At 64.2% G+C, this 16,991-nt stretch carries 9 protein-coding genes; all 9 read left to right on the top strand.

What is annotated here, in order from left to right; all coding sequences use genetic code 11:
- Positions 1–179 precede the first annotated feature (179 nt).
- The 9 genes from OGR47_RS11315 to addA all read left to right on the top strand — a co-directional run bounded on the left by OGR47_RS11315 (position 180) and on the right by addA (position 16,811).
- Entirely contained in the window at positions 180–2,081 is a 1,902-nt protein-coding gene (locus tag OGR47_RS11315; RefSeq protein WP_165053963.1) for a methyl-accepting chemotaxis protein, read from the top strand.
- A 213-nt stretch (positions 2,082–2,294) separates the two neighbouring features.
- On the top strand, positions 2,295–3,266 hold the full coding sequence (locus tag OGR47_RS11310) for a sensor histidine kinase (protein WP_165053966.1): 972 nt from the start codon (positions 2,295–2,297) through the stop codon (positions 3,264–3,266).
- A gap of 99 nt (positions 3,267–3,365) precedes the next feature.
- On the top strand, positions 3,366–3,578 hold the full coding sequence (locus OGR47_RS11305; protein WP_165053969.1) for a hypothetical protein: 213 nt from the start codon (positions 3,366–3,368) through the stop codon (positions 3,576–3,578).
- Positions 3,579–3,696: 118 nt separating this feature from the next.
- Entirely contained in the window at positions 3,697–5,103 is a 1,407-nt protein-coding gene (ahcY, locus tag OGR47_RS11300) for an adenosylhomocysteinase (protein WP_165053972.1), read from the top strand.
- Between the two features lie 385 nt (positions 5,104–5,488).
- Entirely contained in the window at positions 5,489–8,005 is a 2,517-nt protein-coding gene (locus OGR47_RS11295; protein ID WP_165053975.1) for an ATP-binding protein, read from the top strand.
- Entirely contained in the window at positions 8,002–9,540 is a 1,539-nt protein-coding gene (tsaE, locus tag OGR47_RS11290) for a tRNA (adenosine(37)-N6)-threonylcarbamoyltransferase complex ATPase subunit type 1 TsaE (protein WP_165053978.1), read from the top strand. The genes OGR47_RS11295 and tsaE overlap by 4 nt, the downstream gene beginning before the upstream one ends.
- A gap of 25 nt (positions 9,541–9,565) precedes the next feature.
- Entirely contained in the window at positions 9,566–10,258 is a 693-nt protein-coding gene (locus OGR47_RS11285) for a nucleotidyltransferase family protein (protein WP_165054021.1), read from the top strand.
- Between the two features lie 2 nt (positions 10,259–10,260).
- The gene (addB, locus tag OGR47_RS11280; RefSeq protein ID WP_165053981.1) at positions 10,261–13,377 is read left to right on the top strand and encodes a double-strand break repair protein AddB; all 3,117 of its coding nucleotides are present in this window, start codon (positions 10,261–10,263) and stop codon (positions 13,375–13,377) included.
- Positions 13,374–16,811 (top strand): double-strand break repair helicase AddA, encoded by a 3,438-nt coding sequence (addA, locus tag OGR47_RS11275; RefSeq protein ID WP_165053984.1) that lies wholly within the window; start codon positions 13,374–13,376, stop codon positions 16,809–16,811. The genes addB and addA overlap by 4 nt, the downstream gene beginning before the upstream one ends.
- Positions 16,812–16,991: the final 180 nt, after the last annotated feature.

Raw genomic sequence — 16,991 nt, 5'->3', positions numbered from 1 at the left:
GAATAAAAGACGAAAGTATTTACCGCCCATTAGTCTCTTGTCTCAGAATATCGTAAGGCGGCGGAGCGGCTCCCGCGGGCATGACGCCAGCGCGCTTGTTCCCTTCAATCCCAACATTTCGCGTTCGCTCGCGCCATTGCGCGAGCCCGTTCACGTACGCTCTCCAGGAGGCTTGCCAGATGCGTTTGACGATATCCAAGGTTTTTTCGTTGAGCGCATATCTCATACTTGCAGGTTTCGCGGTTTCACTATTAGCCAGCAGCGTCGCGCTTCACCGCCTGGAGATCGGCGGACCCGCCTATGAAAAGATTGTCGCGGGCAAGGACCTTGTGGCCGATATTCTGCCGCCGCCAGCCTATGTCATCGAGTCTTATCTCGAAGCGCATCTTGCGCTGCGCGAACCGAAGGAAGTGGACGCGCATTTGAAGCGACTTCAGCAGTTGAAGTCGGACTATCTCGCGCGGCGAGACTTTTGGAAGAAATCCGAGCTGCTCCCCGCTGAGCTGAAGGCGCTCGTTGCGCGCTCCCATGACGAAGTTCAGAAATTCTGGCGCACGGTCGAGACGTCTTTGCCCGCCGCGCTGAAATCCGGCGATACGGTGCAGATTTCCCGCGCAATGGCGGAGCTCTCGAGCTCCTATAACGCCCACCGCGCCGTCGTCGACGAAATGGTCGTGAAGGCGAATGAGTTCTCGTCGCATGCGGAGGCCAATGCCGCCTTCGAGGCGAAGCTCTTCCTCTCGCTGATGTTCGGTCTGGCCGCGCTCGTCTTCGTGAGCATGTGGGCGGTCATCCGTTATCTGCGGCGCAGGTCGTGCGAGCCGCTCGGCGCGCTCGCCGCCTATCTCAAGCAGTTGACCGAGGGGCGCTACGGCGAAAGCGTGCCTTACACGAATAATTCCGACGAGATCGGCGAGGTGGCGCGCGCCGTCGATCTGTTCCGCGGGGCCTTGGTCGAGCGCGAACAAAGCCGGTTGCGCGCCGAGGAGGACGAAAAACGCCACCGCGAAGAGCGGCGTTTTGTCGAGGAGCGGGCGATTTTGACCGAGCGGGAGCTGGTTTCCGCCTCGATCGGCGCCGGCCTCTCGGAGCTGTCGAGCAAGAACCTGGCCTACCGCATGGAACGCGATCTGCCCGAGAGCTACGGCAAACTGCAGCTCGATTTCAACGCCGCCATCGAGCAGCTCGAAAACGCGGTCGCAGTGGTCAAATCTGGCGTCGGCGCGATCGCGCCAGGCGCGGAATCGATCGCCTCGGCTGCCGAGGAGCTATCCGGGCAGGCGCAGCAGCAGGCCGAGGGTCTCGAACGCGCCTCCGCGGCTTTGCATGAGATCACCGAGAGCGCGCGGCACATTGCCGTTGGCGCGGGGGAGGCGAACAAGATCGTCGGCGCGACGCGGACGGAGGCGGAAGAAAGCGGTGCAGTGGTCCGCCGGGCCGTCGACGCGATCAATCTCATCGAGAAGTCCTCGCAAAGCATCGGGCAAATCATCGCGGTCGTCGATGAGATCGCCTTTCAGACCAATCTCCTGGCGCTCAACGCCGGGGTCGAGGCGGCGCGCGCGGGCGAGGCGGGTCGCGGCTTTGCCGTTGTCGCATCGGAGGTGCGCGCCCTGGCGCAGCGCTCGGCCGAGGCGGCGAAGGAGATCAAGACGCTGATCTCCGCATCCTCCACGGAGGTCGCCGAGGGCGTGGAGCTCGTGGGCCTCGCCGGCACGGCGCTACAAAAGATTGGCGCGCATGTCTTCAATCTGGAGCGGGCCGTCTCGGATATCGCCGCGAGCGCCAGGGAGCAGGCCGCAAGTCTGACGGATGTGAATTCCGTCGTCTCGCAGATCGACCGGAACACGCAAAAGAACGCGCAGATGGCGGAGGAGATGACCGTCGCTTCCCGGGCGCTTCAAGAAGAAACGAGCAACCTCGCCCTCACAGTGAGGGATTTCCGGCTCACGCAGGATGGGTTGGCGCCCGTCCGGGAGGTTGCAGCCCGGCCGGCGGCGGCCCCCGTCGTCGCGATGAAATCCGTTGGCAGGGGCGGCGCGGCGCTCGCTCCGCGACACGACGAATGGGAAGAGTTTTAGCCACCCGGTTGCGGCGGCGGCGCTCACGTCTCCAAGCTAGGGTCGCCGCGATTGTGACTTGCGCAAAACCGCCACCGGGGGAGCCCGCGGGGCGGTTTTTTGCTTTGTCGTCCCTCGGCGGCGGCGGGCAAGTTGAAACCTATGGAACCAGACACAGGTCCCGCTCGTTAACAAGCCTCTCAGACCAGGCTCGGTTGGCGAGAAGAGGCGCGCATGCCCTGGGTTCACAAGATCCATACGGCTTCGATCAAGCGGCGCGGCATTTTGCCTTGGGCGGTCGCCTTGCTGTTTTTTGCGACAAGCCTTTCCGCGCGCATTCTCCTCGAGCCGGTACTGGCGGGGATGAAGTTCCTGACCTTCCATCCCGCCATCGTCGCGGCGACGCTCATCTGCGGTTGGCGCCAAGGAGTCTTCATCCTTTTACTCTCAACCGTCACCGCTTGGTATTTATTCCTGGAGCCGACCAACTCCTTTGAATTGAAGGACCCCTCCGCCGCGGGCGCGCTTATTGGCTTTCTGCTCGTCGGCGCTTTCAACATTGTTCTGGTGGGCGCACTGCGGGAGACGATCAGACGTGTGGAGTTGGCGAAGTCTGTGCAGGAGACGCTTTTTCGGGAGCTCCAGCACCGCGTCGCGAATAATCTGCAACTGGTCGTAGCGCTGCTGCGCAACGCCCGGCGCAATCTGAGGAACCCGGTGGTCGCGGCGGAGACCCTCAACGACGCCGAGGCGCGCATCCTGGCCATGTCCGAGCTGCATCGCCGCCTCCATGACGGAACAGCCTATGCGGATGGGCTCGAGCGGCTGCTGCGGGAAATGCTTGGTCACGCGTTTCGCGATTTGCCGGTTAAAGTCACCGTGGATGTCAGCGGCGCCTCTGACCTCACGATCGATCAGATGACGGCCATGACGCTCTTGGTGAACGAGGCTGCGATCAACGCCGCAAAGCATGTGTTCTCAAAGGGGTTGGGAACGCGCTTTGAGGTTGCCTTGTCGAAGAACGAGAATGGCCATCTCCATCTGGTCATCAAAGACGATGGACCGGGTATGGCCGGCGCGGCAGAGACGGAGTCGGGCTCCCTCGGGAAGGGCATAATGGAGGCTTTCGCCACCCAGCTCGGCGGCTCGCTTGAAGTCGCCCCCGGCGCCGGCACGGCCTTGAGCGTCGAATTCGCGCATGAGTGATCGTCGCGTAGCGGCGATCTGCGGGCGTCCTACACAAATTCTCCTAGCGGGAACTACCTATGTTTCCACGCGTTCGGGAGGTGCAAGGGGTGTCCTAAAATGCTGCCCGACAACGACAATTCCTATCAAGCGCAAGATGAGCAGTTAATCCAGCAGGAGCTCGCCAAGGCGATGCGTCTTTCACTGGGGGCTGCCACGAATGAGCCGCTGTCCGTGGCGATCGTTCGGCTGTTGATGCAGTTGGCCTTGAAAGAGCTCCTACGAAACTCGGGCAAGGACGGGCGCGCTCTCCAGCGGTCTGAGAGGCAATGAATACGGGTGGCGGTCATCACATAAACAAATCTTTATATCTTTATTGCCTTCACCTTCCGCCTTTGCTATAGGCCCCCCCCAACGCCGGGGCGCCGGCCTTAGCGAGCAGAGGATTCGCATGACCGCTCATTTCAATGACTACGCCGTCACCGACATTTCGCTGGCCGATTGGGGCCGCAAGGAAATCAACATCGCCGAGACCGAGATGCCGGGCCTGATGGCGACGCGCGCCGAATATGGCGCGTCGCAGCCGTTGAAGGGCGCCCGCATCGCCGGCTCGCTGCATATGACCATCCAGACGGCCGTGCTGATCGAGACGCTGAAGGCGCTCGGCGCCGACGTCCGCTGGGCCTCCTGCAACATTTATTCGACGCAGGACCACGCCGCCGCCGCTATCGCCGCCACCGGCACGCCGGTGTTCGCCCGCAAAGGCGAGAGCCTCGAGGACTATTGGGACTACACCCACAGGATCTTCGAATGGGCCGACGGCGGCTGCCCCAACATGATCCTGGACGACGGCGGCGACGCAACGCTCCTCATTCATCTCGGCCTGCGCGCCGAGGGTGGCGACACGGCTTTCCTCGACAAGGCGACTAATGAGGAAGAGGAAGTCCTCTTCGCCGCGATCAAGAAGCGCCTGAAGGCCAATCCCGGCTGGTACAAGCGCAATGCGGAGACGATCAAGGGCGTCACCGAAGAGACGACCACGGGCGTGCATCGCCTCTATGTCATGCACAAGGAGGGTAAGCTCCTCTGGCCGGCGATCAACGTCAACGACTCCGTCACCAAGTCCAAGTTCGACAATCTCTACGGCTGCCGTGAATCGCTCGTCGACGGCATCCGCCGCGGCACGGACGTGATGATGGCCGGCAAGGTCGCCTGCGTTGCGGGCTTCGGCGACGTGGGCAAGGGTTCGGCGGCTTCGCTGCGCAACGCCGGCTGCCGCGTGCTCGTGACCGAAATCGACCCGATCTGCGCCCTGCAGGCGGCGATGGAAGGCTATGAGGTCACGACGATGGAAGACGCGGCGCCGCGCGCCGACCTCTTCTGCACGGCGACCGGCAATGTCGACGTCATCACTGTCGAGCATATGCGCGCCATGAAAGACCGCGCCATCGTCTGCAACATCGGCCACTTCGACTCCGAGATTCAGGTCGCCGGGCTGCGCAATTACAAGTGGCACAATGTGAAGCCGCAGGTAGACGAGATCGAGTTCCAGGACGGCAAGCGCATCATCCTGCTGTCCGAAGGCCGCCTCGTGAACCTCGGCAACGCCACGGGGCACCCGTCCTTCGTGATGTCGGCGTCCTTCACCAACCAGACGCTGGCGCAGATCGAGCTCTACACGAAGCAGGGCCAGTATCCGACGGGCGTCTACACGCTGCCCAAGCACCTCGACGAGAAGGTCGCGGCGCTTCACCTCGACAAGATCGGCGTGAAGCTCACCAAGATGACCGATCAGCAGGCGACTTATCTCAACCTGCCGGTGAACGGCCCGTTCAAGCCGGATCACTACCGCTACTGAGCCCGGCGTTTACGGGCGGGGTTTGGCCAGAAATCCCGCCCGGCGCGCCGCCAGCTTTCGGTTTCCCATACCTTGCGGCCCCCTCCATCGGAGCGGGGCCGTATTTTTTAGTCAATTTCTCGCAGAATCCCGATTCCGTTTTGGCTGATCGCGTTTTAGATTGTGATGATTCGTATCGAGCGTCGTCGGCGCGGAGAAACTGCCGGGCCGAATGTGTTGCCGCCCTCGCCCTGGGGGCGATGGGAGTCCGCGCGCGCGTCCTAGCGGGAGATCGCGCAACCTGTGCGGTCCCTCGGCGTTGATGTGATGAGCACCCCGATGATCTCTTGGAGCTTGGTCTCATGACGCCACAGCTGGTTTGCGCGCGAAAGGAATCTTGTCCTTCATGACGCTGCGCCGCCAATTGCATTTCAAGGAGCTTCAACTGGTTGGGGCGGACCGTTTGCGTAGCGTTGTCGCACGCGGTGCCACGGCGCTTGCCTCGCTTTTTTCGACGCCCGCGCTCGCCCAGACCATTGCGGCGGAGCTTCCGCTCGACTCGGACGTTGTCAATTTCGCATTCAGCGGCGGCCTCGCATTGTTTTCGGCGGTCGTGGCGATCGCCCATATCGGTGAGCGCAACGGATGGCGTCGCCGCGAGACCGAGTTGGCGGAAGAACTCGAGGACGCGCGCGCTCGGCTCGATCGCATCAAGACCTTCATGGCGAGCGAGCCGCAGGTTTTCATTGCCTGGACCGGACCAGACAGCGAGCCCGATGTCAGCGCCTCGACACTGCTCCCATCCGACGTGGCGATCTCGCCGCGGCGTATCCTCGCTTTCGGGAGCTGGCTCTCCCCGAAGGATGCGCAAGAACTCGAGGCCGCTGTCGAGCGCCTCCGTAACAATGGCGAGTCTTTCCGTCTGCAGCTCGCGGGCGCTGTCGGCAGGCATTTCGACGCTGACGGCCGTGCGGTTGGCGGAAGCGCCGTGCTGCGCATTCGGGAAGTCTCGGGCGATCGGTTGGAGCTCATCGGTCTGCGCGAACGCCACGCCGAAACGCAGAAAGAGCTTTCCGGTCTGCGTGCGTTGTTGGAGGCGTCGCCGACGCCTGTGTGGGTGCGGGACGCCGACGGTCGGCTCGCTTTCGTGAACAGCGCTTACGCGACGGCCGTCGAGGCGAAGGACCCCGCCGACGCCATTGCGCGCGGACTGGAGCTTCTGGATCAGTCGGCCCGATCCGACGCCGCGAACGCGCTGGCCAAGGGCGCGGTGTGGCGCGCGGGCGTGCCGGCTGTCGTCGCGGGCGTTCGTCATATGCTCGACGTGACGCAGACGGCGGCGCCCCTGGCAGCCTCCATTGCGATAGACCGGCACGAGGTGGAAACCGTGCGCGCCGATCTCCAGCAGCAGATGCAGTCGCATGTGCGCACGCTCGATCAGCTGCCGACGGGGGTCGCCATTTTTGATCGCCGGCGGCGGCTCGTCTATCACAATGACGCCTACGCCAAGCTCTGGCAGCTCGAGCCGGGCTTCCTCGATCACAAGCCGACCGACGGCGAAATTCTCGACCGGCTGCGCGCCGGCGAGCGCGTGCCGGTCGAATCCGACTACAAGGCCTGGAAGGAGCGGCTGTTCGAGGCCTATCGGTCTCCGGAGCCTGTTCGCCACACCTGGCATCTGCCGGACGGACGCATCGTCGACGTCGTCGCCCATCCGAACACGCAGGGCGGAGTTACTTATCTCTACGACGACACGACAAAAGCCTATGATCTCGAAACGCGCTTCAATGCGCTCAATCGCACGCAAAGCGAGACTCTCGAGACGCTGCACGAGGGCGTCGCGGTCTTCGGCGCCGACGGGCGCCTGAGCTTCTGCAACCCGGCCTTCGCGGGGCTTTGGCGGCTCGATCCCGACGCGCTCGCCAAAAAGCCACGCTTCGAGGCGATCGTGACGCAGTGCAAGACGTTGCACGATAATGACGACACCTGGGCGGCGCTGAAGGGCTTCGTGACGAGCTTCAACGATATGCGCGAAGGCTTCACGCGGCGCATCGAGCGCAGCGACGGCATGGTGCTCGATTGCACGGCGCAATCGCTGCTCGAAGGCGCGGCGCTCTTGACCTTCGTCGACGTGACGGCGGACGTGAATGTCGAGCGCGCGCTCACCGACCGCAACCTGGCGCTGATCGCGGCCGAGAAGCTGCGCAACGACTTCATCCACCACGTCAGCTACGAGCTGCGCTCGCCGCTCAACAACATCAACGGCTTCGTGCATCTCCTCGGCGAGGAGTCGACCGGGCCGCTCAATCCGCGTCAGATGGAATATCTGGGTTATGTTAGCAAATCGTCGGCGGCGCTGCTGGCGATCATCGACGATATTCTCGATCTCGCCACCATCGACGAAGACGCGATGGAGCTGGAGCTCTCCGACGTCGATGTGCGCGCCACGATGGACGCCGCCATCGAAGGCGTTCAGGATCGTCTAGCCGAAAACTCGATCGACGTGCAGATCATCGCCATGGACGACATCGGAACCTTCCGGGGCGACGCCAAGCGCGTGCGGCAGGTGCTCTTCAATCTTCTGTCCAACGCCATCGGCTTCTCTCGCCCTGGACAGACCGTGACGCTCGCCGCCCTGCGCCGCGCCAATGAGGTCGTATTAAAGGTCACCGATCACGGCCGCGGCATTCCGGCGGAGGTTCTGGAGCGCGTTTTCGAACGCTTCGAGTCGCATACCGCCGGCTCACGCCATCGCGGCGTCGGCCTCGGCCTGTCCATCGTGCGCGCATTCGTGGAGCTTCACGGCGGGAAAGTGCTCATCGACACGGCGCCGGGAGAGGGGACGACCGTCACTTGCGTCTTTCCGGCCCTTGCGGCCGAAGAAGAAGCGCGGCTGATCGCGCATGAAGGAGGCGCCGAGTGACGGACGAAGCCGCAGGGAAAACCGTCTGGCGCGTTGAGGTCAGGGACGAGGCGGCGACGGCCGCCCTGGCGCAGGATCTCGCGTCGCTGCTCGAAAGCGGCGACACCGTAACGCTCGCCGGCGACCTCGGCGCAGGTAAAACGACCTTCGCCCGCGCGCTCATCCGCAAGCTGATGGACGACCCTGAGGTGGAGGCGCCGAGCCCGACCTTCACTCTCATGCAGATTTACGAGAGCGACAAGCTTCGTATCGTTCACGCCGATTTCTACCGCATCGACGCATCTTCGGAGCTTTCCGGCCTCGGCTGGGAAGAAGCGGTGGAGGACGCGATCGTCCTCGTCGAATGGGCCGAGCGTGCGCCGGAAGTTCTTCCGCCGGACCGCCTCGACGTGCGTCTGAGCTTCGCCGACGTCGATAATCGCGACGCGCGGCGCATCACCATCTCCGGTCATGGCGCCTTCGCGCAACGGCTAGGATCCTTCAAGGCGCTGCGCGAGTTTCTGCGCCGCGAGGGGTGGAGCGACGCCAAGCGTAGCTTCCTGATGGGCGACGCCTCGACACGCGCCTATGAGACTTTGGAAAAGCCCGATGGCCAGCGGGCGATCCTGATGATCTCGCCGCCGCGCCCGGACGGCCCGCCGATCCGCTACGGCAAATCCTACAGCGCCATTGCGCGGCTCGCCGAGAATGTGAAGCCATTCGTGGCCGTTGCGAACGGGCTTCGCGCGCATGGTCTCTCCGCCCCGGAAATCTACGGCCAGGACATCGCCGCCGGTCTTCTCATCGTGGAGGACCTCGGCCGCGAAGGCGTCGTCGACGAGAACGGGCCGATTCACGAGCGCTATCTCGAAGCGGCCGGCGCGCTCGCCCATCTCCATTCGCAGCCGCTGCAGGATACGCTGCCGGTCGAGGGCGCGGGCAATTATCACATCCCGCCCTACGACATGGATGCGCTGCTGGTCGAAGTGGACCTGCTGCTCGAATGGTATGTCGCGCATAAAAAGGCGAGCGTCGCGTCCGGCGCGCGCGCCATCTTCGCCAATCTCTGGCGTCACGCGCTGCTGGAGATCGCGAGCGCCCAGCCGACATGGACGCTACGCGATTATCATTCGCCCAATCTCATCTGGCTCGACGGCCGCGAGGGGATCAAGCGCGTCGGCGTCATCGACTTTCAGGATTGCGTGCTCGGCCACCCTGCTTACGACATGGCCTCTCTCGGCCAGGACGCGCGAGTGACTGTGCCCGATCAGTTGGAGGTGAAGCTCCTCGCCCATTACGCCAAGCTGCGGCGCGACGCGAACGAGAGCTTCGACATGGCGGCCTTCGCCAGGGCCTATATGACGCTCGCCGCCCAGCGCGCGACCAAGGTGCTCGGCATCTTCGCGCGCCTCGACCAGCGCGACGGCAAGCCGCAATATCTGGCGCATATGCCGCGGGTGGAAGCCTATCTGAAGAAGAGCTTGCGACACCCGGCTCTGGCTGAGATAAGCGCCTGGTATGAAGCCAATCTGCCAGGACTCTTCAGTGACGGCTGAGCGCGTCGCCATGCCGAAGACCGCCATGGTCTTCGCGGCGGGGCTCGGCACGCGCATGCGGCCTCTCACCGATAAGACGCCCAAGCCGCTGGTCACGGTCGCCGGCCGCACGCTGATCGACCGCGCGCTCGACGATTTCGCGCGCGCCGGCGTCGAGACGGCGATCGTCAATGTGCATCATCTCGCCGATCAGATCGAAGCGCATCTTACCGATCGGCGCGAGCCGCGCATCGTGATCTCCGACGAACGCGCTGCGCTGCTCGATCAGGGCGGCGGCATCAAGAAGGTTTTGCCGCTCATCGGCGAAGACCCGTTCTTCATCTGCAACACGGATGCTTTCTGGTTCGACGCGCCGCAGCCCAATCTGATCGCGCTCGCGCAAGCGTGGAACGCCGATGAAATGGACGCGGCGCTGTTGCTTGCGCCGACGCAGGGTAGCGTCGGCGTCGATTGGGAAGGCGACTTCGATCTTTCTCACGAAGGCCGCATCATCCGCCGCGCCGGGCCCAAGCCTTACGTCTATTCCGGCGTGGGTCTGATCAAGCCGCAGCTTTTTGCACAAGAGACCAGCGACGTTTTCAAGCTTGCGCCGTTCTTCTTTTCGGCGGCCGAGAAAGGGTGCCTTTTCGGCGTCGTCTCCACGGGACTCTGGCTTCACGTCGGCACGGTCGCGGCGATCGCCGAGGCTGAGAAAGCGATCCTCGCGCAAGGGAGATAAGCTTGGGCGTCAGGCGCAACGTCTTCACCATTGCGCCGGGCGCGCCATTTCTCGAAACCTTCGTCGAGGCCTTTCTCGCTGGCGAAATCGTTTCCGCGCTTTCGCGCGAAACACCGCCGCTCGCCATGGCGCGAACGACGATTTATGTGCCGACGCAGCGCGCTGCGCGCGCGCTGCGCACGCAATTCGCCCGCGCCTTCGACAAGGGCGCAACGCTCTTGCCGCGCATTCTGCCGCTCGGCGGATTGGAGGAGCGCGAGACCACCGCGCTCTTCGGCGATTTCTCGGACGATTTCGACGCCGCCGCGCTGCCGCAGATCGAGGAGCTGGAGCGACGTCTTCTGCTCGCGCAGCTCATCGTGAAATGGTCCGAGGCCGTCGGCGCCGCGATCGTTTCAGCGGACGGGCAGGGCGACTTCGTCTACGACGACAGCGAGCCTTTCCTCGTCGCCTCTTCGCCCGCCGGCGCCTATGCGCTTGCAGCCGACCTCAGCGCGCTCGTCGACGAATTCATCATCGAGGACATCCCCGCCGACGCCATAGATCGAGCAATCGACGACAGCGCCTTCGATCCCTATTGGTCGATCACCACGACTTTCCTGCGCATCGCCTTGCAGCAATGGCCGCAGATGCTGGAGGAGATCGACCGCGTCGACGCCTCGGCGCGCCAGAAGCGCCTGATCGAAACGCAGATCGCGAAGCTCTCGGAAAGCCAGGATCACGCGCCGGTGATCGCCATCGGTTCGACCGGCGCTCAGCCGACGACGGCGCGACTGCTCTCCGCCATCGCCGCGCGCGACAATGGCGCGGTGGTTTTGCCGGGGCTCGATCTCGACATGAGCGACGCCGCCTGGGCGCAAGTGGGGGAGGGCGAAGGCGAGCCCGCTTTCACCCATCCGCAGACCATGTTGAAGCGCCTGCTCGGCGTGATGCAATTGACGCGCGGCGACGTGCGCGAGCTATCGACATCCGATATGCGCGCCGAGCGCCGCCGACTCGTCTCGCAGGCGATGTTGCCGGCGGATGCGACGGCCGTGTGGCGCGATTTTCGAAGCGCTCACAGCGCGCGTTTCGACGCCGCGCTCGATGGCGTCGCCTTGCTGGAGGCGCCCGACGAGCAGGCCGAGGCGCTCTCGCTTGCTTTGTTCCTGCGCGAGGCGCTGGAGACGCCCGGTCAAACGGCCGCCCTCGTCACGCCTGACCGCACGATCGCGCGGCGCGTCGCCGCCGAGTTGCGGCGCTTCGAGATCGAGATCGACGATTCCGGCGGCGCGTCGCTCGCCTCGACGCAAGCCGGCGCGCTGGCGCGGGAGCTTGCCGGGGTCGGCGCGAAGGGGCTCGATGCGATCGCCATTGCGTCGCTGCTCACACATCCGCTGACGCGCCTGGGTCGTACGCGGGAGGACATCGTGATGCTTGCGCCTCTCGTCGAGATCGGCGCGCTGCGCGGGTTGCCGGCGAGCGCGGCTGGCTATGCCGCGCGGGCGGGGGAAGCGCGGCGGGCGGCGGACGATTGGCGCGCGCATCCAGCGGCGCGGCGCATCGAAGAGGCCCGATGGGCGCAGATCGAATCCCTTTTGCGAGACATGGAAGCGGCCCTGGCGCCGCTTCTCGCCTTGCGCGACGCACAGGATCTGCGGGCTTTCGCGCATGCGCATCGCGCGGCCTTCGAGGCGATTGCGCAAGGGGCCCAAGAGACTGAGGGCGAAGAGAGCGAGGACGAAGGCGCCTTGGCGTTGTTCGATCTCTTCGATCGGCTCGCGCGCGCCGATGCGCCATCGGGCTTCACCGCCTCGGCCTATGCGGCGCTCTTCGATCGGATTGCCTTCGAAACGACTCTGCGAGGGCCGCGCCGCGCCCATCCGCGCTTGAAAATTCTCGGGTCCCTCGAAGCGCGCCTCATCGAGGCCGACCTCATGCTGCTCGCGGGACTGGACGAAAGCATTTGGCCGCCGCAGACGGAAACGGGTGCCTTTCTGAACCGTTCGATGCGCGCGCAACTGGGGCTCTCGCCACCCGAACGACGAATCGGACAGAGCGCGCATGACTTCATGATGGGGCTCGGCGCGAAACGCGTCGTGCTCAGCCGCGCCGCCAAGCGCGACGGTTCACCGACGGTCGCGTCCCGCTTTCTCACGCGCCTCGAAGCGCTCGCGGGGGAAGTGATCGAGGCCTGTCGCGCGCGCGGCGCAAAAATGCTCGCGATCGCAATCGCGCTCGATCAGCCAGGCGTCGATGAAGCCACGACGCTGTCGCGGCCGGCGCCGCGACCGCCAATCGACCTGCGTCCAGAGAGCCTCAGCGTCACGCGCATCGAAGTCTTGCGGCGCGATCCTTACGCCATCTTCGCCGAGCACATTCTAAAGTTGAAGCCGCTCGATCCTCTGGGCGTGGAAATGGGCCCGCGCGAGATCGGCACGGCGATTCATGCCGCGCTCGAAACCTTCGTAAAGAGTTATCCGAGCGGTCCTCTGCCGACGTCAGCGCGCGAGGAGCTTCAGGAGATCGCGCGCGCGCTTTTGAAGGAATTCCTTACCGATCCCGCGTTCGAGACCTTCGTCTGGCCGAGGCTCATGGCGGGGCTCGATCACGCGCTGGATTTCGAAGCGCAAAGGCGCGTTGAGGGCGGCGTGATCTTCATGGAGAAGGCCGCGTCCTGGGCGCTCCCGCTGATCGACGGCTCCACCTTCACGCTTACCGCAAAGGCGGATCGCATCGAGATCGGGCCCGACAAGAGAGCCTGCGTCTTCGACTACAAGACCGGCAAGCCGCCGAGCATGAAGCAGGTGCAGGCGGGTTTCGCGCCGCAGCTCACCCTCGAAGCGGCGATGGTCGAAGCGGGCGCCTTCAAGGAGATTGGCGCGCATGTCGTCGCCGGCGCCGCTTATGTGGGGCTGAAGGACGGCGGCAAAACACAGTTTTTGAAATTCGACGGCGCCTCCTTCGAGGAGGTGGTTGCGAAGCACGCGGAAGAACTCGTGAAGATGCTCTCGCAATATCGCAATCCGGAGACGCCCTATCCGTCGCGTCCCTTTGTGGCGCTCGTTGCGCATGAAGGCGATTACGATCATCTCGCGCGCGTGAAGGAATGGTCGCGCGGCGGCGGAGAGGGCGCATGAGCGACCGCGTCTTTGTCTCGATGACCGTTCGCGCCCAGCACAGGGCCTCTGATCCGCGCGTGTCGGCATGGGTGTCGGCGCATGCGGGCTCCGGCAAGACCTATGTGCTCACGCAACGCGTGTTGCGCTTGCTGCTCGAAGGCGTGCGCCCATCGCAGATCCTTTGCCTGACCTTCACCAAGGCCGCCGCCGCCAATATGTCGACGCGTATTTTCGACAGGCTGGCGCAATGGGCCTTGCTCGACGACGAGACGCTCGCCAGGGAAATAGAGGAGATGGGCGCGGGCGCGCCGGCGCCCGCGCAGCTCGATTTCGCGCGCCGGCTTTTTGCTCGCGCGGTGGAGACGCCGGGCGGCCTGAAAATCCAGACGATCCACGCCTTCTGCGAAAAGCTGCTGCATATTTTCCCCTTGGAGGCGAACGCCCCGGCCGGCTTCAGCGTGCTCGACGATATGGCCCGCGCCGAGCTTCTGCAGACGTCGAAGCTGCGCGCCATCAAAGAAGCCATGCGGAGCGAGGGCGAATTGCACGACGCGCTGAAGCTCGTTGCACAAGATGCGACCGAGAGAGGTTTCGACGATCTTTGCAACGAGTTGCTCACAAAGCGCGACGCGCTGGCGCAGGCTTTTGATCAAGAGGCCTATGCGCGCCGCCTGCGCCGCCGTCTCGGTCTGCAACCGGACGAAACGCTCGCGCAAATCGAAACGGAGATGGTCGAAGGGTTCGAGACGTGGCCTGAGTTGCACGCCTTGCTGGAGCTGGGTTCGGCCAATGACAAGAAGCTTGCCGACCATCTGAAGCGAGCGATGGCGTCAACAGCGCCCGCCGAGCGCGCCGATAGTTATGTCTCGGTCTTCTACACCGAGAAGGGGGCGCCGCGCGGCGGCGAAAAGGCGAAGATCATCACCGGCGGATTGCAAAAGCGCGCGCCGGGCCTGCTGGAGCGGTTGGAGGCGGAGCGCAATCGGCTTGCGCCACTCATCGAAAAGCGCAAAGCGGCGGCTGTGGCCGAGCGCTCCTTGGCGCTCGCAATCCTCGGCGACGCGATTATCGCCGAGTATGAGGGGGCGAAGCGCTACCGCAATCTCCTCGATTACGACGATCTCATCGAACGCGCGCGGCGTCTGCTCAATCGCTCCAATCCGTCCTGGGTGCTCTACAAGCTCGACTCGCAAATCGATCACATCCTGCTCGACGAGGCGCAGGATACGAGCGCGCGGCAATGGGACATTCTTACGGCCATCGCCAAGGAATTTTGCGCGGGCGTCGGCGCCCGGCGCCTGGCCCGAAGCTTCTTCGCCGTCGGCGACGACAAGCAGTCGATCTTCTCGTTCCAGGGCGCCGCGCCGGAGAAATTCGACGCCATGCGGCGCAGCTTCGAGCGCGGCTTTCTCGCTGTCGAACAGCGTTTCGAATATGTGCGGCTCGTGGAATCCTTCCGCTCAGCGCCGGGCGTTCTTGCCGCCGTCGACGACGTGTTCAACTTTGCGGATAATGACGTTGGCCTCAGTTGCGACTCCGATCCGAACAAGCCGCCACTGAAGCATGAGGCGGCGAAAAGCCATCTTCCTGCGCTTGTCGAGATTTGGAAGCCGATCGGCCCTTCGGGCAAGGAAGAGCCGGAGGACTGGCGCCTGCCGCTCGATTACGCCACATCCAGCGATCCGCCCGAGCGCCTCGCGCGCAAGATTGCAAAATACATCCGGGCGCTTCTCGCGCCCGAGAGCGGCGAATGCGTGCATGAGAAGAATGTCGCGCGGCGCGTGGAGCCGCGCGACATTCTCATCGTCGTGCGCAAGCGCGGCGCTTTCTTCGAAGCGCTGATCCGCGCGCTGAAGTCTGAGAATGTTCCCGTCGCCGGCGCCGACAGGCTGGATCTCGGCGCCCATATTGCGGTGAACGACCTTGTTGCTTTGGGGCGCGTCGTGCTGCTCCCGCAGGACGATCTTACGCTTGCGACGGTTTTGAAGTCGCCGGTTTTCGGTTTCGACGACGACGATCTTATCAAGCTCGCGCCGCTCAGGTCCGCTTCGCTCTTTGATGCGCTTGCGCAAGCCGAAGACGAAACCTATCGCGCCGCCGCGCGCTTGATAGAGAGCTGGCGGCGTGACGCCTTGGCGCTGGCTCCGTTCGAATTTTACGCGAAGGTCCTCGGGCCGGGGGAGGGGCGGCGCCGTCTCGTCGCGCGTCTGGGGCCCGAAGCCAATGACGCGATCGACGAATTCCTGCGGCTTGCGCTCTCCTTCGAGCGCGAGGAGTCGCCCTCGCTCGTCAGCTTTCTGGCGATGGTGGAGCGGCTCGAACTCTCCATCAAACGCGACATGGAGGCGGCAGGCGCCGCCGTGCGCGTGATGACCGCTCATGCCGCGAAGGGGCTCGAGGCAAAGATCGTGTTTCTGCCCGACACCTGCGGCGCTCCAGCAGGAAAGCATGATCCCAAGCTTTTCACTCTTGGAGACGAAGACGCGCTCTCGCTGGTCTGGTCGCGCGGCAAGGACAGCGACCCTGCGGCCATCATCGCGGCGCGCGACGCGCATCGCGAGGCGGAACGCGCTGAGCATCGGCGCCTGCTTTACGTCGCCATGACGCGCGCCGAGGAGCGGCTCTATATTGCGGGATACCACGGCGAGAAGGGGCCTGCCGACGGCTGCTGGCACAATATGATCGTCGAAGCCTTGGCGCAAAGTTGCGAAAGACTCGACGATCCCGACGCGCCGGACGGTTATATCCTGCGTCGTGGCGGCGTTCCGTTGCGTCACGATCTAGCCCGCAGCGACGCGGCGTCGAGCAATATCGAGATTCCGTCCTTTGCGCGCGCGCCTGCGCCGCGTGAGCGCGCGCCCATGCCGCCTTTGCGGCCGTCGAGCGCACTGGCCGGCGCCGATACGCTTGGCGATCTTTATGGCGCGGCGCCCAGGAAGAGCGACGCTGCGCGCATTTTGATCGGGCGTTTGACGCATGCTTTGCTGCAGCATCTTCCCGAATGTCCGCAACCGCGTCGCGAAGAGGCGGCCAAGCGCTTCGTCGAAATCCGCGGGGCGACGCTCGATGACGCCGCGCGCGCGCAAATCGTCGACGCCGCTATCGCTGTGGTCTCCGACCAGCGTCTCGCGCAACTCTTCGGGCCGCGCTCGGCCGCTGAGGTCGACATCGTATCCGCGCTCGCGGAAGGCCATGTCGTGTCGGGCCGAATCGACCGGCTTGCCGAAACGGACGATGAATTGCTGATCGCCGATTTCAAGACGAGCCGCCCGCGCGCAACGCTCGATGCAACTCAGCTTCGCCAGCTCGCGCTCTACAGGGCGGCGCTCGCGCCGCTTTATCCACAAAAGAAGGCGCGCTGCTTCATTATCTGGACCGAGACTGCGTTCGTCGTGGAAGCCGACGCGGCGGCGCTCGACGCGGCGTTGGCCTTGGCCCTGAAGAACGGCTGAGCTGAATGAGATCCGCTTGATTGGTTCGGCGTCATTCCCGACGCTCGCGCAGCGAGCGATCGGGAATCCAGGGCAACAATAGCTACTATGGCTCCGGATTCCCGGTCGGGCTTTCAGCCCGCCGGGAATGACACGTCCCCATGCGAGCTGTTCAAACGGAAATGGTAGAAAGCCTGACCC

The sequence above is a fragment of the Methylocystis sp. MJC1 genome (genome assembly GCF_026427715.1).
In the GTDB taxonomy this organism is placed as follows: domain Bacteria; phylum Pseudomonadota; class Alphaproteobacteria; order Rhizobiales; family Beijerinckiaceae; genus Methylocystis.
The sequence above is the reverse complement of the archived record's forward strand: the minus strand, read 5'-3'. Positions and strand labels throughout refer to the sequence as shown.

Bases quoted from the DNA above. Each gene is read 5' to 3' on its own strand.
- OGR47_RS11315 (WP_165053963.1), top strand. From the start codon at position 180: ATGCGTTTGACGATATCCAAGGTTTTTTCGTTGAGCGCATATCTCATA.
- OGR47_RS11310 (WP_165053966.1), top strand. From the start codon at position 2,295: ATGCCCTGGGTTCACAAGATCCATACGGCTTCGATCAAGCGGCGCGGC.
- OGR47_RS11305 (WP_165053969.1), top strand. From the start codon at position 3,366: ATGCTGCCCGACAACGACAATTCCTATCAAGCGCAAGATGAGCAGTTA.
- ahcY (WP_165053972.1), top strand. From the start codon at position 3,697: ATGACCGCTCATTTCAATGACTACGCCGTCACCGACATTTCGCTGGCC.
- OGR47_RS11295 (WP_165053975.1), top strand. From the start codon at position 5,489: ATGACGCTGCGCCGCCAATTGCATTTCAAGGAGCTTCAACTGGTTGGG.
- OGR47_RS11285 (WP_165054021.1), top strand. From the start codon at position 9,566: ATGGTCTTCGCGGCGGGGCTCGGCACGCGCATGCGGCCTCTCACCGAT.
- addA (WP_165053984.1), top strand. From the start codon at position 13,374: ATGAGCGACCGCGTCTTTGTCTCGATGACCGTTCGCGCCCAGCACAGG.